Genomic DNA, 19,220 nt, shown 5'->3' on the forward strand with positions numbered 1-19,220 from the left:
CTTTATGTCGCAATCGCGGCATGGTGACAAAATCCCTTGTCACATCTTTATGCTGTTTTCATCATCTATGCGGTTATAGTCGCCACGGTAGCCAACTTCCCACTCACGGTTTTCCCCACGTCCGGAAGCCGCGTCACGCATACCTCTTATGCCGCGTCCGGTTGTTTTGTCACGAGGCTTTTCAGTTGATTGTCTGCGACGGAGTTTTTCAAATCTCCTGTATTCGAGCTTACGGGTGTCAAATCCGACTTCCGAAAGATTGATGATTGTTTTTGATGAAAAATCTATTGCGAACCATTCATCGCCTTCATGTCTGATGTGGAACCCTGAAGAACGTATGGCGGCACGGAGATTTGTTATACTGTCATCATCAAAGAGCAGGTTCAGGTTATTCACCGCGTCATGGTAGCCGTTATCTCGTGACGGGGTGAGCCTTACAAGTTCCGGAGTATTCACCTTATATATACGGCAGAGCAGGTCGCGCTCGGACGCTGAGCCGGGATGGAAAGACTCTATCCTCCGAATCTTGTCATTCCGTAGAATTGTGGAGGCCATAAAATCCTTTAGCGGCCGTGTGATTCCTCCGCAATATATCACGCCTCGTCTTATGTATGCGTTACTGCGGAATAGTTTTTTGTTGATGGCCCATGTGTCTATTGTCGGATTATCCTCCAGCAGCCTGTCAATGAAAGCGTCGATACGTGCGAGTTTTTCTTCCGGTGTGGAGAAATCAAGAAGTGATTTTATAGACAACACCCATGCGCCGTTATATACGGTTTTGTTCGCATGATCCACTATCATGTAGCCATAGGGATTGTCAGAGCGTCCGAAGAAAACGAGATCAATTCCCAGCTTGCGTTTAACCGCATCCTGTAGTTCCCGGCGGTCGGAGCTTACATCCCGGTATTTCCGCAGCATGGCCCACAACTGCCTCCTGCGTTTGTCGTCAACACTGACCCTCTGGAATCTGTCGCTTATCTCGGCAAAGTTAATCTTTACCTGCACTGCACCGTCGCGCTTGATATACACAACATCGTTCTTCTCATACACCTCATAGCCCATCGAGGACATCAGGGCCTTGTATTGCGCGAATGTGGAGAATGTATAGGTCAGTGAGGCTGCAAGATCCTCACCGGCCTTTGCCTTTACATCATTTCCGACAAGCCTGTTCAACACAGCTTGTGACCTAACCCTTTCATGGTGGTCGCTGATTTTCTTTCCGTCTGGAGAAATGCGGGAGGTGATTATATGTATATGTGTGTTGTCGGTATCGGTATGTGAATATACCAGCAAAGGCTGCCCCTCGCTTCCATATCCCATTTCACCGAGATACCTGTGGGCGAAATCCAGCAGCTCATCTTCCGATTTTTCATGTCCTTTGCAGGATATGGCCAGATGGAACTGGGCTTTTTTGATTCTCGAATTTCGGGAAGAGTAGGCTATCAAATAGTCCTGAAGCTCTTTCGGTGTCGGCTGTGAGAGTACCCCGACATGGCCGAAATTGCTCATCTCAAGAAGGCGTGCCACTCCCAGGGCCACCTTTTTCTCATTATATGCAACTGCGTGAAAGTTGGAACTTGACGGAAGTATTGTAGCTATCATATATTATGTTTATATCTCTATATGTCTTGAAACCATTATCTCTATATGTTTTGAGCCGATAATGTAAGACAGACTGTATGACTTGCGGCTAAGAGCGTAGCCTTGTCGCTTTCTTGGCAATGTGAGCCTGTTCCTCCTTTATCGACACCACGAGCCTCGATACTTTTTCAATCAGGGGGGATAGATTATCCCTGAAATAACTCTCGGACAGGATGCCGGCTACGGCAAGTTCGTTGGCTCGTTTGACAGCCTGATTCAGATTGCTTCCCATCCAGGACAGCTCATCTTGGAATTTGCGGCACAGCCGGGCTGTGTCGTTACACAATTCAAGGCGCGTCTTTGCATCGGTATCCGAAAACTCGTTGACTGCCATCCTTATAAAGTTGCTCACGCTGTGGTAGCGTTTCGATTTTTCACGGATTCCGGCAATTTCCTCAGGCGTAAGCCTCATTTCAAATCTTTCAGTTCGCTGCTTCATATCCATATCATTAATTCACGAGGAACGATGTGATTCTCCACCGCCGCGCAGTGGTCGGCAAGTCGCTTTTCCACGGGCAAAACTCGGTTTTGTACGGAGAAAAGCACAACTTGCTACCCAATCTCTGCACGACAGGGCTATTACTCCCCATCGTTCACTCCGGCCACGAAGTTAGGCACCCCATGACATACAGGCATTAACTTTGGACACCTTTAATGTTTCAAGACCCGGTTATATCAAGATTGTAAGACTTAAAGACATCAAGCCATGCGGTAAATAATCATACAAGCGATAAAAGGGGTATGTTTTCAATATTTGCGGACTTGCAAGGATACTATCTATAAGATTATATATTGCCAAAAGATGTGACCTGCGTATCATAAAGACATGGGGTCTTAATCTATTCAAGTCATACAGTCTTTATATCTTCAAGACAATATATCCGCTATTCTTGATGTGATACAATGAATATGGCTTTAAGGGAAAAAGAGATTGTGTTATCAACTGTCATTAATCTGGTGCGTCGGATAATTGTCAAAACTTCAACGGGTTAGGCTGAATTTTATCGCTTGGAAATTTGCATAAGTCGTTGAAATTTAGTATATTTACATTCCAATAATAGTGTTGGAACGAGTTAATATGCATTTGATATGTTTGAGCTTTTACTGATTATATACCTGCTCCCTGTGGTTATTGTCGCAGCCTTGCTGTTGCGGCTGGCATTGTTCCTGCTCAAAAAGTCGATTAGGGTTGCGCTATGGGTAATCCGGAAGTCTGCACTGCTCCTGAAACTGCTTGTAGTCTGGCTTTGGAACCGTACCGTCCGCAATCGTCCGCTTTCTCAATATCCGTAATAGGGTGGAGCGGCGACGCTATGATATGAGCCTTGGAATGTGGGTTTGTTCCCTGCTGTGGATGCTTGTTTTAACGCTGGCCTTTGTGCGGCATTGTACGCGAGTGTTACCGCAAATGCAAACGGATGGTCAGATGTGGAGGCAAATGCGCAACTGAAAGCTGAACCAAACGCAGGACTAAACGCAGAGGTGGACGCGCTATTAATTCGGTTGCCCTAAGACTTGTGATTGTTCGGACTCGAACCTAATGAAATTCTTATGAAATGTAATAGAGGGCTGTGGCGAGAAGTGGAAAATTCGCACACTAATTTTAATACTATTTAATAATTGATGGTGGCGAATTTTTCATAATCTCTATTGATGACGATTAAAGGAGGCTATAAAATTAGGCCAAATCTGCGCTTTGCGGAGGACGAAAAATCGGTAAAATTGAAATAGGAGGACAAAAGGAGGACAAAAATCAAAAGAGAAATCCCGCAACTCTTGATTTTCAATGAGTTGCGGGATTTTACAGTGCCCAGAACAGAACTACCGATATTGCTTCCTGATATTTTTAATTACATTTTAATTATATTGATTATTAATGAGTTATACTTATGTAGTTTTCAATTGAGTTTCTTTTAGTGTAAGGAAAAGCAAGATTTTTGCACGTAAAATTGCACGTAAAATTTATTCGTAGTATCTTTGCAGAGTAAAACCTTTATACTCTCCGAAAGATGGCAACATTTAGATTTGAACTCGACCATAAGCCGACCCGCAATAAGACCTACAACCTCTATCTGATGGTGACGGCTGCGGGTAAACGCACAAAAAAGAAGACCGGTATTCAGTTGAAACGCATTGACGACTTCAATCCTCAATGCAAGGGAAACAACTGGATTCGAGCGAATGTTCCCGAGGCAAAAGTCCTCAATGAGCAGTTGCGCCTTATGCTCGCGCAAGCTAACGAGGCTTATCAGGAATTGGCATCAGATGGCGATGTTTCATCCGCCAAGGTTATAAAGAATCTGGATGCTGAATATGTGTCGCCGTCTTTTATGGCGTTTGCCCGTGAGCGTGCGCAGATGATTTATGACAACGGGGGATGGAGAAACTGGCGCAAGTATTGTGGCCTCATCAATAAGCTCGATGCCTTCCGCAAGAAACGCCGTATGGCTGATATAACCGTCGATGACCTGACTGTTGATTTGTTGACTCGCTTTGACAACTTCCTCCACAAATGGGAGAATGAACGTGAACCGGGCAAATTGCTCCATCCTAACACAATCGAAGTTCAGTTTAACATTTTGCGTACACTTGTTCATCGAGCAATCGAGGTCGGTATAATGGAAGCGTCAAAGGATCCCTTCCTCGTATTCAAATACAAGGGAGTAAAGACAACGAAAGAAAAGTTGAGCGATACGGAAATGGAGCGCATTATTGCGCTTGAACTTGAAGAAGGTTCGCTAATATGGCATTGCAAGAATTATTTCCTGTTCAGTTATTATTGTGCCGGAATCCGTGCCGCCGACTTGATTCAGCTTCGTTGGCGTAATGTTACCGAAAATGGGCGACTTCATTATCAGATGGGCAAAAACCACAAAGACCGAGACCTCTTACTCGTCGACCAAGCGTTGGATATTCTTCGGTATTATCACAATGAAGACGTGAAACCGGATGATTATATATTCCCGCTGCTTGACAATGATGCGCCGTTTGTCAAATTTGTAATGCAGGCGGATAAGGACAGGATGAAACCGGAGCTGCGCCACCAGCTGTATCAGCAGATTTCAGCCAAAAATGCCCTCATAAACAAGTATCTCAAAAAGATTGCTGAAAGAGCCGAGATTACCACCAATCTCACGATGCACATCAGCCGTCATGCTTTTGCTCACATCGCACAAGAAGCCGGGGCTGAATCATCCGCTATCAAGAACATTCTCGGGCATAGCAATCTCGCCACGACCGAGCGTTACATGGGTAGTTTCGATACATCCAAAACCGATAATACTCTGCGCACTCTCTTCAAAAAGAAATCTGGGTCCAAGATGGCGCCACAGGAGGGAGCAGATAGTTCAATGTCGAAAGAAGAGAAAGCCATCGAACTGCTGAAAGGCATGACTCCTGAGCAAATAATGGCTGTGATTTCGGCAATCAACAAATAGCGGTTGTGTAACTGGCGAATTATGAGTATATTTGCACATATAATTACAAAAATATGCCTCTGACAAAAGATGAAATAAGGTCGCTGTTGAGCGACATAGAGAATGAGCGCGTAGAACGCACATTATCCACTGACAATACAAAGAAAATGTCGGAGGCAATCTGTTCGTTTGCCAACGATATACGCAACACGAAGAAACCGGGATATTTTCTTATTGGTGCCGATGATAATGGAAATCTCGATGGACAGATGTTCACGGATGAGCAGTTGCGTTCATACGCAGGACTCCGCAATTCAGGAACAATACTTCCTCCGCCGGCAATGATGGTATATAAGGAGTCTTTTCCTGAAGGAGAAGTGGCGGTTATCGAAGTTCAGCCAAGCGAAGATACTCCAATCAGGTACAAGGGCGTGATTTGGATTAGAATAGGCGCAAGAAAAGCCGAGGCAAATACGGAGGAAGAACGTATATTGACCGAAAAAGGGCAGGTACATAGTTCTTCTTTCGATGGCCGTCCGTGCCGCGAGGCCTCGATTGATGACATTGATGTGGAGTTGTTCAAGAATGAGTATCTGCCAAAAGCCGTGTCGCCCGCGACATTAGCTAAGGATAAGCGCACGCCTATCCAGCAGATGGCATCGTTGCGCCTTTTCGACACACGGTTTAATTGCCCGACCAACGCCGGGTTACTTCTGCTCGGACACGACCCCCAATATTTCATTCCCGGCGCATACATTCAGTATGTTAAGTTTGCCGGGACAAACCGTGCCACAAAGGTTTTGAAAGAAAACCGCTTCAAGGGGAATCTAATTTCAATGCTAAAAGAGTTGGAGTATTTCATTAAATATTCCATTGAAAGCAAGCGCCCTGAATTTGTCAGCGTGTTGCGCGAAGAGCCACGCATCAACTATCCGTGGGAAGCTATCCGCGAGCTCGCTATGAACGCCGTGATGCACCGCGCCTATAACGGCAACAATTCCCCGATAAAATTCTACGAGTATAGCGACCGCATAGAGATTGACAATCCGGGCAACTTATATGGCAAGGTGAACTTAGAGAACTTTCCCAACGAAACAGACTATCGCAATCCCAACATAGCCGAGATAATGCTCAATCTTGGTTATGTCAACCGTTTCGGCAGCGGTGTGAATACAGTTTCGACGCTTCTTGAAGAGAATAAAAGTAATCCTGCTGAGTTCCTACTTGGTGATTATACCACATTCAAAGTTGTTGTTCAGAACGCTGATGTCATAGAAAAAGGCACCGATGTCACAGTAAAAGCTCCGGCTGTTATACTTAATTCTACTGAAAGTGGCACCAATGTCACCAATAATGTCACCAATGGAATGAAGCGAAACAATAGCGGAACAACAGCGGAACAATCCGGAACAATGAGCGGAACAATCCGGAACAATGATGATTCGCTTGACAACATACAGGATTTAGTATTGAATCAGATTAGGAAGGACAAACGAATAAGCATAAAACAATTGTCAAAAATGTTCAATAAAACCCGAGCTTCGATGTTCCGAATAATTGAAAAGCTTAAAGCCGACGGTAGACTTCGTAGAGTCGGATCTCTTAAATCCGGTACATGGGAAGTCATTGAATAAAATTATAAAATCATTCGTATGGAAGATTCCGTACTCTCAAAAGAATTGATAAAGGCGTTTCGTCCTATAGCGGAGATGAATAATGCCCGGTTTCGGCAAGTCAAAACGATGCTTGCCGGATTTATTGCTCTTCAGGAAAGAGATTTGAACTATATGGACGAGTATATGGATACTCTTTTTGATTTCATGGACCCGATGTCGGATACCGAGATGCTTATGCGTCAATATTATGATTATATCGCTACATTTGATCCAAAGGAAGCTAAAGAACGTCTTAACAGCCTGGAAAATGACATGGGCTATATGACAAAAATTGTTTATGCCGCAGGATTGGTGGCTCAAAAGCTGCACAATGGTCAGACGGATAAAGGAGGAAACGATTACTTTGAATCTCATCTCCTGAAAGTAGCATCATCCGGATACGATTGGAAAGAAAAAGTCGTAGGCTTTCTGCATGACGCTTCTGAGGATTACAATGTGACCGTAGAAGATGTTATGAATTTGCTTGATAAAGAAATATCGAGACTCCTGAATAATCCAATAGAAAATTGGTGGGAGGAAGACTGGTGGGAAGATTGGATGGAAGACATTGATAAATATCCATGCGAAACAACACACGTCATAACCAATGAAGAGCGCGATGAAATAAAAACGGCATTGACCCTTCTCAACCATCATACCGCATCATCAAGAGAAGAATACATCAACCGTATCTCAAGGAATTTTCTCGCTTTGAAAATCAAGCTACAGGATTTAGAGAGTAATATAGATATAAGCCGAATTCAAAAGCCGACGGAGAAAGATTATGCCCGTATTGAACGCTACAAGAAAGAATATCATATACTGATGGAAGCGTTAAGAAATCGCTTAAACATTTGAGACGACTGTTGACTTTTTGTTAACAATGGTTAATTGATAAAATATAATCCTCTGATTCTATGTAGTTTATGTGCGATTAGGGCAAATTCAGGCAAATATAGGCCTTGCAATCAAAGGATTTTCTTATGAATGAATCTGAGTATAACGAACTGGAAAAGTTGCGAATTGAGAATGCCCGACTTAGGGCATTGCTGGCGAAGCATGGAATTGTTGTAGAAGAATCAACTTCGTCAGTAGTATCAACGCTATCCTTGGAGGAGAAGGTCATGCTGTTTCGCAGTTTGTTTCAGGGACGAGAGGATGTGTTTGCCCGTAGGTGGTTTAGTCCAACAACTGGTAAAAGCGGTTATCAGCCGGTATGCGCTCGGGAATGGAATCGGCAATATTGCGATAAGAAAAAGTATAAATGTGCTGAATGTCCCAACCGCGAATTCCAGCCGCTTGGATATAATGACATTTACCGGCATCTTGAAGGGAAAGACCCAAATGGACGTGATGTTGTAGGAGTTTATGCTATTTTAGAGGATAGTACTTGCAGTTTTCTTTGTTGCGACTTCGATGACAAGAGTTGCGAGCATGGGTATCAAGATGATGTAAGAGCATATGTGTCTGTCTGTCGCGAGTGGGGCGTTCCGGCATATATCGAGCGATCTCGCTCCGGCAATGGCGCTCATGTCTGGATTTTGTTTGTCGAACCGATAAAAGCTCAGACGGCACGGCGATTGGGCAATGCAATCCTGACAGAGGCGATGGAGCGAGAGGGAAGAATGTCTTTCAAATCATACGACCGTTTCTTTCCCAACCAAGACCTTATGCCTACGGGCGGATTCGGCAACCTCGTTGCCTTGCCACTGCAAGGGAGAGCGCGTAAAGACGGTAACAGCGTGTTTGTGGATGATGACTTCATCCCCTTTACTGACCAATGGGAATATCTGCAAGGAATGACGAAGATGACAGCCGCAGAGGTTGAGAAGTTAGTGGCGAGATATGACCGGGAGCCGCTTGGCGAACTGTCAAAGTCCAGCGAATCCGCACCATGGGAACGCCCGTTGCCAAAGCCTATGAATAAGGCTGATTTCCCTAATAGCATCACCATTATACGCTCATCCGGCATTTATATTCCGACAAAGGATTTGTCTGCCAAAGCTATAAATCATCTTAAGCGTCTGGCAGCGTTCAAGAACCCTGAATTTTATGCGAAACTCGGAATGCGACTGCCTGTCTATAATCTTCCACGCATAATATCATGCTCGGAGATAACTGACGAATATCTCATTCTGCCAAGAGGTTGTGAAGATTCCGCCATGGATTTCCTCAGAGAAAATAATGTGGACGTTGAGATTCAGGATAAGGCAAACCCGGGAATGCCTATTACGGTAGAGTTCAATGGACAGCTGTATCCTGAGCAAGAACAAGCGATTGTTGAACTTGCCCGGCATCGTTGTGGAACCCTGTATGCTACAACAGCCTTTGGCAAAACCGTTACCGCTGCCGCTATGATTGCACGAAAGGAGGTCAACACTCTGATATTGGTACATACCAAGGCATTGCTCGACCAATGGCGCGAACGTCTGTCGGAATACTTGATAACAGATTTTCAACCGGAGGAACAACCCAAAGGTCGTGGCCGGCGTAAGAAATTTCAACAATTCGGAGCATTATCATCTGCTGAGAACACTCTCAATGGCAAAATTGACATCGCTCTACTACAATCGTGCATTAATGACAATGAGGTAAAACCGTTTGTGCGCGAGTATGGCGTGGTGATAGTCGATGAGTGCCATCATGCCCCGGCGGTCAACTTTGAGCGCGTTCTCCGTGAGGTGAGCGCTCGTTATGTCTATGGACTTACCGCCACGCCAATACGCAAAGACGGCCACCAGCCGATCATCTTTATGCAATGCGGTGAAATCCGTTATACGTCCGATGCAAAAGCACAGTTGTCTAAACAATCATTCCGGCGACTTCTTATCCCGCGTTTTACTTCTCATCGCAATCTCAATGCCGATGGCAGCAACTACGCTCAGATTCTCGATGAGCTAACCGAAAACGAATCGCGAAATAAGCTCATACTGGATGATGTCGCTGCCAACCTCGCCGAAGGACGCACTCCGATAATTTTGACTGCTCGAACGGCTCACGTTGATATCCTTACCGAACAATGTCGTAAGATCTGTCCGAATGTCATACGACTCGTAGGCAATGATTCAGCAAAAGCCAAGCGAGAGGTGATGTCTCGACTGAACGATATTCCGGCAAACGAACTATTGATTATTGTCGCCACCGGCAAATACGTCGGAGAAGGTTTCGACCTTCCGCGGCTCGACACTCTGATGCTTGCCCTCCCTGTGTCATGGAAAGGACTTATTGCACAATACACTGGACGACTGCATCGCAACTATCCCGGTAAAAACGAAACCCGTATCTACGACTACATCGACCTGCGCGTTCCGGTCTGTGACTCGATGTATCGTAAGCGTCTTCAAGGTTACAAAGCGGTAGGCTATTCCATCGCTGTCGCTAACGAAGGGCTGTTTGCCGAACCTACAACTGAGACCATCTTCGATGCGTCGGATTTTGAAAAACCATTCCATGACGATCTTGCATCAGCGAAACAAAGTATCGTAATTTCGACAATGCGTTTGCGCTGGAATAAGACACCACGAATCATCGACCTGCTCGCCGCCACCACACTACGCGGTATAAGTGTCACAATCGCCATCTCTGAAACAGGCCATCGAGAAACCGAACTTCAGGCGATGGGCTTCAACATCATTCACCGTCCGGAATGCAAGATGCAATGCGCCATCATAGACCAATGTATAGGGTGGTACGGCAGCGTCAACCTCATCGGTCGTTCTCTTGCTGACACCAATGTTATACGGATGGCCTCATCTGATTTGGCGAATGCCTTAATGGATGCTTTGAGGCTGTGAAACTATAAGAAAACATGGGGACTGCGACTTCGGAGCGGTCCCAAGCCCCGGCACGGCAAGGTCATTTCGTGGTAACGGCAGAGTTACCCGAAATCCAAACGGTAACTGTTTGGACACCTTGCTGTGCTCCAATGGGCACACTCTCCTATAAGAAAACCTGAATGGATTGCCTCTGTCGTAGTCCCTGTTCAGAGGCTGTGCAGATGTCGAGGGTAAAGATTTCGGATGGAACGATGCTGGAGACGGGGCTATATCTATTGTATATAGCGATATACATGTACAACCTTATGCTATATCTGGCCAAAAATGTTTGGAGGGAATGAAAAATTATCCCTTACTTTGCAACGGCAACGACACGAAACGCCTCCGACGGGAGGCTCTCAAATCGGGTCGATGATACGAGATGTCTCTTAATAATACTATGACACCCGACGGTGATTGACTGTGGCCAACCACGAAGTGCTCGCGTGTGGGCTTGACCCACCGCAATCAGTCGCACAACTGAATCCCCGTCAAGTCACAATTGATTTTCAGCGCGATAGGCTCACGCCTATGCGTGGATGGTAAATGTTACCGCCCCTATGACCGTCGATTGCTGCCGCCCATGTTGTCCCACGGCAATTCAATCGACACTTCACCCAACTGATTATACACCTGTTTGATTGACCGGGTAAAGCATCAATCATTCAGTTGATTGCCTGCCTCGCCAAACAAGCGATTGAGTGACTGATTGGTTAGTCAGAACGTCAGTATCGCTAATGTCCAAAGTGGCAGAACTGCAACTGACTGATTGGCTAATCAGGCAGAATACCGCTCGCTTGATTGACTGAAGCCATACCCAATCAATCGCCCACCCAATCATCTGACTGCGCAGTTGCGCGATTAACCGGTTGATTGGTTGAAGACCTGATTAGTCAGCACTTCAACCAATCAGTCAATCGCCTGTGCAACCGACTGATTGAGTGGTCAGGCAGTTGCATATTCAGTTGAGTGAGCGGTCAAGCGATTAGACAACTGAATTATCAACCGGATTTCATCTTCTTTGTAGATGGAGTCAGAACCCTCACGCCCTAATGCAAAGTACCTCGCAAAATATCAACCCATCAACTCTATTGTTCGTAGTGCCGGAAGAAGAATGGCGCAACCTCCATGCCACACTGGAGCAAATCATCGACCTCATCACCCGGCGCAACGCCGACGACTCCAGCAGCGAATGGATAGAATCCGAAGCTGCTCGAAAGCTCCTCGGCATATCCCCCAAGACGTGGCAGAACTACCGCGACCAACGCCTCATCCCCTTCTCGCAGATAGGCCGCAAAATCTACGTCAACCGCACCGACCTCGACGCTTTCCTCCGTAAGCATCGCATCGCGCCGAGAAAATAGCAACCTGCGTAGCAACCTTCCCATTGGCAATCGGTTGTGTTTTACAGCATAACCGATTGCCATCTCGAAAATTCTTTGTAACTTTGCATAAATAGCAACCATAAAAATCTGAATATGGCCGAAACGGTTTAAACCCTCAGGCAGCGATGCCGCCAAACCACTCAAATTCCGAAACTCCCAAGCAGTCGTTGCAGGCTCGGCCAGCCCTCAGATAACTGCCACCGGAGTTTTAATTTTTTTCATAGATATGGCGAATGCCTTAATAGATAATTCCGAGCAGTTTAAGCTCGTCAAATATATTAAAGAGTTGGTCTCACGACCTGATTGTAATCATATTATGATTGCGACTGGTTATTGGGACTTACCCGGCACTGCTTTAGTCTATGAAGAACTTAAGGACTTTTTTTCAAGGGGTGGGAAACTTGACTTACTGATAGGTCAGGAGCCACAATTGCAATATTATCAAGCCTCTCGTGAGGCGCATCAATTCCCGGATTTCTATATTCAGAGAGATGTCGAATCTCTTACCGATGAGTATAAACCCATTGGTAAGCTGATTATTGATAATGCCTTGACAGAAGAGAATCCGGATGGAAAGTTTGAGATTCGTGTGTATGGTCAGGGGGAACATAAAGAATTCCTCCATGCTAAGTGTTACATTTTTCTTGGTAATGGATTAGGAACCGGTATTATCGGCAGCTCGAACTTTACAGCAAAAGGTCTTCAGAGTAATGCGGAATTGAACTACCTTGAAGAAAATAGCAACTGCGTTACAGCAGATTTCACACTATATTCAAATACGAAATCTCACAAAGCATGGTTTGAGGAGCTATGGCAGAACAGCGAATTATGGTCTGGCAAGTTTATTAAAAATATTCTTAAGCCATCACCTATCGGTGTAGAAATTGAGAAAGACAATGAGACTGAAAATCCTCTTACTCCTTACGATGTCTATATCAAGTATCTACAATTGCAATTTGGAGATATGGTAGATGCGAATACATCTGAAATTCTTAAATCCTATTTGCCACCGTCATTCAATACTCTTGAATATCAGCTTGACGCGGTAAAACAATGCTTCTCGGTGATGAAACGATTTGGGGGTTTTATTCTTGGTGATGTTGTAGGACTTGGCAAAACTGTTGTAGGTGTATTGCTTATCCGTCATTTCCTTGAAAATGCCGAATCTCTCGGTCGCGCTCGTAAAGTGCTGATTGTAACTCCGCCAGCGATTAAGAAAGCATGGGAAAAGACAATCCAGGATTTTGACAATGATAATCCTCGTAATAATATTGGTCTATGTGTCGAATTTGTGACAACCGGAAGCATCGGTAAAATTACTGATGAATTGGAGGATGTCGATGATGTTGATGATAGTGACGAAATTGATAACATTGAGGTTGGGAACTATGGTTTGGTACTAATTGACGAGAGCCACAATTTCCGCAACTCTGATACTCAAAAATACAAGGCGATTGATGACCTGATTGGCATTATCAATCCCACTCCCTACGTTGCACTATTATCTGCAACTCCACAGAATAACTCGCCTAAAGATCTTTATAATCAAATACGCTTATTTCAACGCACACCCAACAACTCTAACTTGCCTAATGTCGAGGGTGGCAAGCTTGACTCTCTATTTAATGCGATGGAAAGACGCTTTAAAGAAGCACGAGCCATTTCTCAGGATACAGATGAGGGTAAAATTCAAGCACGCACTATTGTTAAGGAGGTCTCAGAAAAAATCCGAAACAGTGTCCTTAATGACCTCGTAGTTCGTCGTACCCGTACCGATATTAGAAATCTATATGGAGAAGATGCAGAATTACTGAAGTTCCCCACTGTCAAAGGGCCACATAAGCTCGAATATAAGATGGATGAGGAACTATCAAAGCTCTTTTCTGATACCGTAGATGCCATATGTCCTCCTGCCTTAGGAGAGTCTTTTGACCCGAATAAACATATCGGCTTTTACCGTTATGCCGCAATTACACACTTCGTCGATGAGGGCAACAAGAAACTGTATGAGAAACGAAACCTTACGGTTGATAGCATTACGCAAAGACTTCAGCGTATTATGCGGATTCTATTGGTAAAGCGTCTGGAAAGCAGTCTTGCCGCATTCAAGAAGACGCTTGAAAATCTGAACCGATACAATGAGGTTATGATAGATATGCTCCAACACGACTGTGTATTTATATGTCCTGATATAGATGTAAACAAATTGCACAACGAGTCCAAGGGTAATTTTGCCGCTTTCAAAACTGCGGTAGAAACTATCATAGCTCGTAAAGGTGGTAACAACAGGTGTTTTAAGTCCTCTGATTTTAAGGAATCGTATCTCGCAGACTTGCAAAATGACAAACTACTTATCGGTTCTTTACTTGAACGGTGGAGAGAAAACACGGAAGATCCAAAATTCGACCGGTTCAAGGACGCTATAAATCCCGAACTTTTCAATCCTGAAATTAATAATCCATCGGGAGCGAATAAACCTCGCTTAGTTATATTTACTGAAGCTATTGACACTCTCAAATCATTGGAGAGAGCATTGAAAGCTAAAGGTCATAAAGTTTTGAGTATTTCGGCAGGGAATCGGACTGAAAGACAAGAAGAAATTGAAGCCAACTTCGATGCAAACTGTAAGCCGGATAAGCGTCGTGATGATTACGATGTTATCGTTACAACCGAAGTTCTTGCTGAGGGAGTGAATCTACACCGTTCTAATGTCATTCTCAATTATGATGCACCATGGAACGCGACACGTTTGATGCAGCGCATAGGTCGTGTGAACCGAATAGGCTCTACTGAAAACTTTGTCCATGTATTCAACTTCTTCCCATCAGACGAAGGCAACAGTCAAATTCGTCTGATTGAAAAAGCATACGCTAAACTCCAGTCTTTCCATGAGATGTTTGGCGAAGATAATAAGGTTTTCAGTGAGCGCGAAGAACTTGTTGAGCATGACCTGCAACATTTCGTTGATGGTGATGAATCTCCGTTTGGGCCATTTATCAAAGAACTGAAAGCATTTCGGGATAATTCATCGGAACGATATGATTATATCGCCTCCGTAGATGCTAACGGACTTGGAGGTGTTTTAGAGATTCGTGATGAAAACGCTCATGGTTTTTTCGTATTCACAGACGACTCGCAAGAATTGATTTCAGTAGATGTAGAGAAAACTCAGGAAGATACTTCTTCTAACATAATCTCCTCATTGTCTACTATGCAGCGATTGAAATGTGAGCCTGATGCGGAGTTTTTCAATATGCAATGTGATGACACACTTGCTGAAATAGCTAAGCGAGCCTATCAAAAACACGTTGCCCACTATATTACAGCCGCTGATTCAAGCAGAAAGTCTGCGAATGCACTTGCCGTGTTATCATCCTTACGCTCTCGTTCGGATGTGACACAAGAGTCGAAAAAACTCTTAAAACAGATTGAAAAACTTGTCAGAGCAAAAGATAACTATGTCATCAAACAGGTTATGAGATTCGAGAACTACCAAGGTTCGCTCTTTGGTGCTAATGACGATATAAATGCTTTGCTTGATACAGCTCTATCAAATTTAGCTCACCGCGCTCAAGCGAAACGTGGAGACGCTAAACTAGTAATTTATTCTGAAACGAAATACAATAACTAACTATGGAACTCAAGCATAAGTTAGAAAAAATATTTAACGATGATTATCCCGGAACTGAACGTTTCATAGCGGATGTTATTGAACCAATCTTCGGTAATGAAATCGAAAATATTAACGATGACCTTGCCGAAAGAGATGAGTATGCAGAAAAAGCTAAAAAAGCCGGCATCAAGCACATCAAATATATCGGAAACCTCACAGAAAAGAACTACAATGCTGATAATATTGCACTTCTTGATGTAACTCTTGATGACTCAAAGAACATAGAGCGTTCACGCGTCAATATTCAGCAACTTATCCGCTCTATAATGGATTATCGTCAACATCTTATGATTGTATTCCATTACGAAGATGTCGCAGATAGACAATGGAGATTTTCTTACGCATATAAAGGAGATTCTTTAAAGGATTCCACCTCTGCCAAACGCTACACTTACGTTTTTGGCAAAGGCTACCATGGTCGTACCGCAGCCGAGCGCTTTCAAACTCTTGCTGAAAGTCCACGTAATAATGAAGACTTTGAAAAAGCATTCTCCGTTGCGACTCTAAGCAATGAGTTTTTCGGTAAATACCGTGATATCTATGCTGATTTTGTCCAATATATCACTGGAAAACGATACGAGAAAATTAAAAACAAGTGGGAGGAAGTAAAAAAAGAAGACCCTAACACTGAAATTTTCTCGCAATTCAAGAATGATAATAAAAGAGTAAGAGATTACGTTAAGAAGATGCTTGGTCGTCTGACATTCCTCTGCTTCCTGCAAAGGAAAGGTTGGATGAATAACGACCGAAACTTTTTGCAGAATCTTTATCAATCGTCTCCTCTTCAGGATGACTTCCTTGATGCCGTTCTAGAACCTTTATTCTTTGGTGTGCTGAATACTCCACCTGAAAAACGCAAGGAAATATTTGCAAAAAATGGATGGAATACAGATTTAGCAGATGAATGGAACGAAATTCCATATCTCAACGGAGGCCTTTTCGAACAGACACGTGAAGATAAACTCACTGTCAAGTTCCCTAAAAAGCTATTCCAAGAACTGTTTAAGTTTTTAGGAGAATATAATTTCACTATTGACGAGAATGATCCGGATGATGCTGAAATTGGCATTGACCCGGAAATGTTAGGACGTGTATTCGAAAGTCTTCTTGAAGATAATAAAGACAAGGGAGCTTTCTATACTCCTAAAGAGATAGTTCAGTATATGTGTCGCCAGAGCATTATTGAACATCTAAAGACTCATACAGCCGAATCGCTTCACCCGGATATCGAAGACTTGATTAATCAGGGTCTTGTCAATCATGCTCTGCAAAATAAGGATAATGCGAGAGCAATTTATAAGCTTCTTAAAGAGATAACTGTATGCGATCCGGCAATTGGTTCCGGGGCATTCCCCATGGGCATTCTCAATATCCTTTTTACTGCGCGTCAGCACCTATATGGCTTCCTTAAAGAATCAGAACCGTTTAATCCTCTCGAAGTGAAGAAGGCTATTATTCGGGATAATATATACGGGGTCGATATTGAACAAGGAGCGGTTGACATTGCTCGACTCAGATTTTGGCTTGCCATTCTTTTGGAGGAACAACAAAAACTCCCGCTTCCTAATCTTGATTACAGGATTGTGCGTGGCAACTCTCTTATCACTACATTTAACGATGAATATATAGCACTACCAGAAAAACCGAAAGGCAGCACAAGACTTGGTAAACTTAAGAAAGAGCTTCATCTTTTTCAAAACGATTTATTTGACTTGAACGGAGATAAGAAATTCCAACGCGAAATAGAAATCAAATGTAAGATACTGGATATTCTTAAAGTTCAACTTGGCATTGATAAAGCTAATGCTCAGGTAGAAAGTAGAATTGAATCTGATATATTTGAGGATAAAAAGTTATCCGGAAAGGCGTTAAAGAAAGCCAAACAAGCTCGTGCGATTGAAGAAGTTAAGAGTAAAAGCCTTTTTGCCCTGAATAATCTTATAACTTCGTTGACTACACCTGCAACCTCTTTAGCAGATAGAGCACAGATTGACATTAAATTCTTTGACTGGAAAATTGTATTTAGCAATATCTTTAGTGATGATGCTAATGCCTCCGGTTTTGACATTGTTATTGGGAATCCGCCGTATATAGTATATGAGGGTACAAATACATCGGATTTGCCAATTCTAAAAGCTATTCGAGAATATAAATCTGCGTTTGGGGGAAAGCTTAACGCATATAAGGTTTTTGTCGCTAGCGCTTTTAATATTTTGTGTAAACCGAATGGTATTGTGGATTTAATATTTCAGAACTCATTTTTGGCTGATAAACAGGCAACGCTGTTAAGACGCGATATTCTTTCGACTCATAAGGTTATTGGACTCGATTCTTTCCCAGAGCGTGATAATAAAAAGAAACGCGTTTTTGAAAGTGCAAAAATGAGCGTGTGTATATTATGTGCCCAAAAAGGCCTCTCTTCGTCTGAAAGTTTCACTGTGAATTTTTGGGATGATAGGCATATGACATCTGGTCTTAAAACTCGGTTCTCATTTAATGACATTCAATCAATAGATCCCGTAAACTATAGTATTCCTAGATTGGCCTTGGCTAACATTCCTTTAATTGCTAAAATGGCAAAGAAGAATGATATACATTTAAATTGCTACCAAGGAGAACTCAACGTGTCTGTTCACAAGGAATATTTTACGAAGAATCCTGCATTTCCAGCAATATTAAAAGGAGCATCGATTCAACGTTACTACTATACTTTTAATATGAGTCAGGGTGTCATTGAATATGTGGATGAACCAAAATACTTATCTAGATTTGGCACTTCCGAGAAATCTCAACATCATACAAGTCCTCGTATAGTAATGCAAGGTATGACAGGTGCAAACGATAAAGTTAGACTCGTTAGTGCACTTGTGCCGAGTGGATATTACCTTGCTCATTCATGTAACTATATAGTCCCATGTGATGAGATTGATTTAGTTGCATTGCTAGCGATATTAAATTCAAAGGCAATGAATTGGTATTTCAGATGTTTCAGTACTAATAGCAACGTCAATAGTTATGAGGTTGAAAATCTCCCAATACCTAGATTAGATAGAAGACAAGAGGAATTACTCCATGATTTAGTAACCAATGTTACTGAAGAAAAACAAAAAAATCCCACAGTTGATACTTCATCCAACGAGTCATTAATAGATATCATTGTATATCATCTCTACAATTTGATCTACGATGAAGTCCTCATCATTGATCCACAAACACCAATCTCTCGTGAAGAGTATGAATTGTTTAATATAGACACTTATGGACAATCGTGATTATATGAAAGCATTTGGCGAATGGCTATGTTCCATCGCTCCGAACTCATTGGTTAAATCTCTGACACATGACTCTATAAGGTATATGTACGAGCGAGATTATGTAATTGTTACTAATTTATGCAATGGCTTTTGGAAAATTCCCACTATATCAATTAAGACAATAGATGGAGCAAAAGAACGCTATAAAGAAGTCAATAAGGCGTTGTTAGAAATCTCCCCTCTAGCCGAAGATGAGAAGGAAAAGGTATCAGTCCAAATCGATCTCAATGCTGAAGAACAAAAGAGGATATGGATAAATATTCTTCAAGTAAAATGTATAACAATAACTGAGTAATAAATTATATGTGTCCATATTGTAAT

10 protein-coding genes are annotated in these 19,220 nt (G+C 43.1%); 8 read left to right on the forward strand and 2 right to left on the reverse strand.

What is annotated here, in order from left to right:
- Positions 1-39 precede the first annotated feature (39 nt).
- Entirely contained in the window at positions 40-1,602 is a 1,563-nt protein-coding gene (locus E7746_RS02435) for a relaxase/mobilization nuclease domain-containing protein (protein WP_123397230.1), read from the reverse strand.
- Between the two features lie 88 nt (positions 1,603-1,690).
- Positions 1,691-2,080, reverse strand: coding sequence for a plasmid mobilization relaxosome protein MobC (locus E7746_RS02440; RefSeq protein WP_107033161.1), 390 nt, complete (start codon positions 2,078-2,080; stop codon positions 1,691-1,693).
- A gap of 1,570 nt (positions 2,081-3,650) precedes the next feature.
- On the opposite strand from E7746_RS02440, the gene E7746_RS02450 reads away from it, so the two are divergent.
- The 8 genes from E7746_RS02450 (at position 3,651) to E7746_RS02485 (ending at position 19,194) form a co-directional block, all read left to right on the forward strand.
- The gene (locus E7746_RS02450) at positions 3,651-5,078 is read left to right on the forward strand and encodes a tyrosine-type recombinase/integrase (protein ID WP_136409721.1); all 1,428 of its coding nucleotides are present in this window, start codon (positions 3,651-3,653) and stop codon (positions 5,076-5,078) included.
- 53 nt (positions 5,079-5,131) lie between these two features.
- Positions 5,132-6,691, forward strand: a complete 1,560-nt coding sequence (locus E7746_RS02455) for an ATP-binding protein (protein WP_136409722.1) — start codon at positions 5,132-5,134, stop codon at positions 6,689-6,691.
- A gap of 18 nt (positions 6,692-6,709) precedes the next feature.
- Positions 6,710-7,570 (forward strand): hypothetical protein, encoded by an 861-nt coding sequence (locus tag E7746_RS02460; RefSeq protein ID WP_317130900.1) that lies wholly within the window; start codon positions 6,710-6,712, stop codon positions 7,568-7,570.
- Between the two features lie 125 nt (positions 7,571-7,695).
- Positions 7,696-10,506 (forward strand): TOTE conflict system archaeo-eukaryotic primase domain-containing protein, encoded by a 2,811-nt coding sequence (locus tag E7746_RS02465; RefSeq protein WP_136409723.1) that lies wholly within the window; start codon positions 7,696-7,698, stop codon positions 10,504-10,506.
- A 1,121-nt stretch (positions 10,507-11,627) separates the two neighbouring features.
- Positions 11,628-11,891 carry a helix-turn-helix domain-containing protein gene (locus E7746_RS02470; protein ID WP_238337307.1) on the forward strand — a complete coding sequence of 88 codons (264 nt, stop codon included), beginning with the start codon at positions 11,628-11,630 and terminating at the stop codon, positions 11,889-11,891.
- 247 nt (positions 11,892-12,138) lie between these two features.
- On the forward strand, positions 12,139-15,543 hold the full coding sequence (locus E7746_RS02475) for a helicase-related protein (RefSeq protein WP_136409725.1): 3,405 nt from the start codon (positions 12,139-12,141) through the stop codon (positions 15,541-15,543).
- A 2-nt stretch (positions 15,544-15,545) separates the two neighbouring features.
- Positions 15,546-18,857 (forward strand): Eco57I restriction-modification methylase domain-containing protein, encoded by a 3,312-nt coding sequence (locus E7746_RS02480; protein ID WP_136409726.1) that lies wholly within the window; start codon positions 15,546-15,548, stop codon positions 18,855-18,857.
- Positions 18,844-19,194 carry a hypothetical protein gene (locus E7746_RS02485; protein ID WP_068960302.1) on the forward strand — a complete coding sequence of 117 codons (351 nt, stop codon included), beginning with the start codon at positions 18,844-18,846 and terminating at the stop codon, positions 19,192-19,194. The genes E7746_RS02480 and E7746_RS02485 overlap by 14 nt, the downstream gene beginning before the upstream one ends.
- Positions 19,195-19,220: the final 26 nt, after the last annotated feature.

Origin of the sequence: Muribaculum gordoncarteri, from assembly GCF_004803695.1 — a bacterium.
Taxonomy (GTDB): domain Bacteria; phylum Bacteroidota; class Bacteroidia; order Bacteroidales; family Muribaculaceae; genus Muribaculum; species Muribaculum gordoncarteri.

Bases quoted from the DNA above. Each gene is read 5' to 3' on its own strand.
- E7746_RS02450 (WP_136409721.1), top strand. From the start codon at position 3,651: ATGGCAACATTTAGATTTGAACTCGACCATAAGCCGACCCGCAATAAG.
- E7746_RS02440 (WP_107033161.1), bottom strand. From the start codon at position 2,080: ATGAAGCAGCGAACTGAAAGATTTGAAATGAGGCTTACGCCTGAGGAA.
- E7746_RS02465 (WP_136409723.1), top strand. From the start codon at position 7,696: ATGAATGAATCTGAGTATAACGAACTGGAAAAGTTGCGAATTGAGAAT.
- E7746_RS02485 (WP_068960302.1), top strand. From the start codon at position 18,844: ATGGACAATCGTGATTATATGAAAGCATTTGGCGAATGGCTATGTTCC.
- E7746_RS02480 (WP_136409726.1), top strand. From the start codon at position 15,546: ATGGAACTCAAGCATAAGTTAGAAAAAATATTTAACGATGATTATCCC.
- E7746_RS02455 (WP_136409722.1), top strand. From the start codon at position 5,132: ATGCCTCTGACAAAAGATGAAATAAGGTCGCTGTTGAGCGACATAGAG.
- E7746_RS02460 (WP_317130900.1), top strand. From the start codon at position 6,710: ATGGAAGATTCCGTACTCTCAAAAGAATTGATAAAGGCGTTTCGTCCT.
- E7746_RS02475 (WP_136409725.1), top strand. From the start codon at position 12,139: ATGGCGAATGCCTTAATAGATAATTCCGAGCAGTTTAAGCTCGTCAAA.
- E7746_RS02435 (WP_123397230.1), bottom strand. From the start codon at position 1,602: ATGATAGCTACAATACTTCCGTCAAGTTCCAACTTTCACGCAGTTGCA.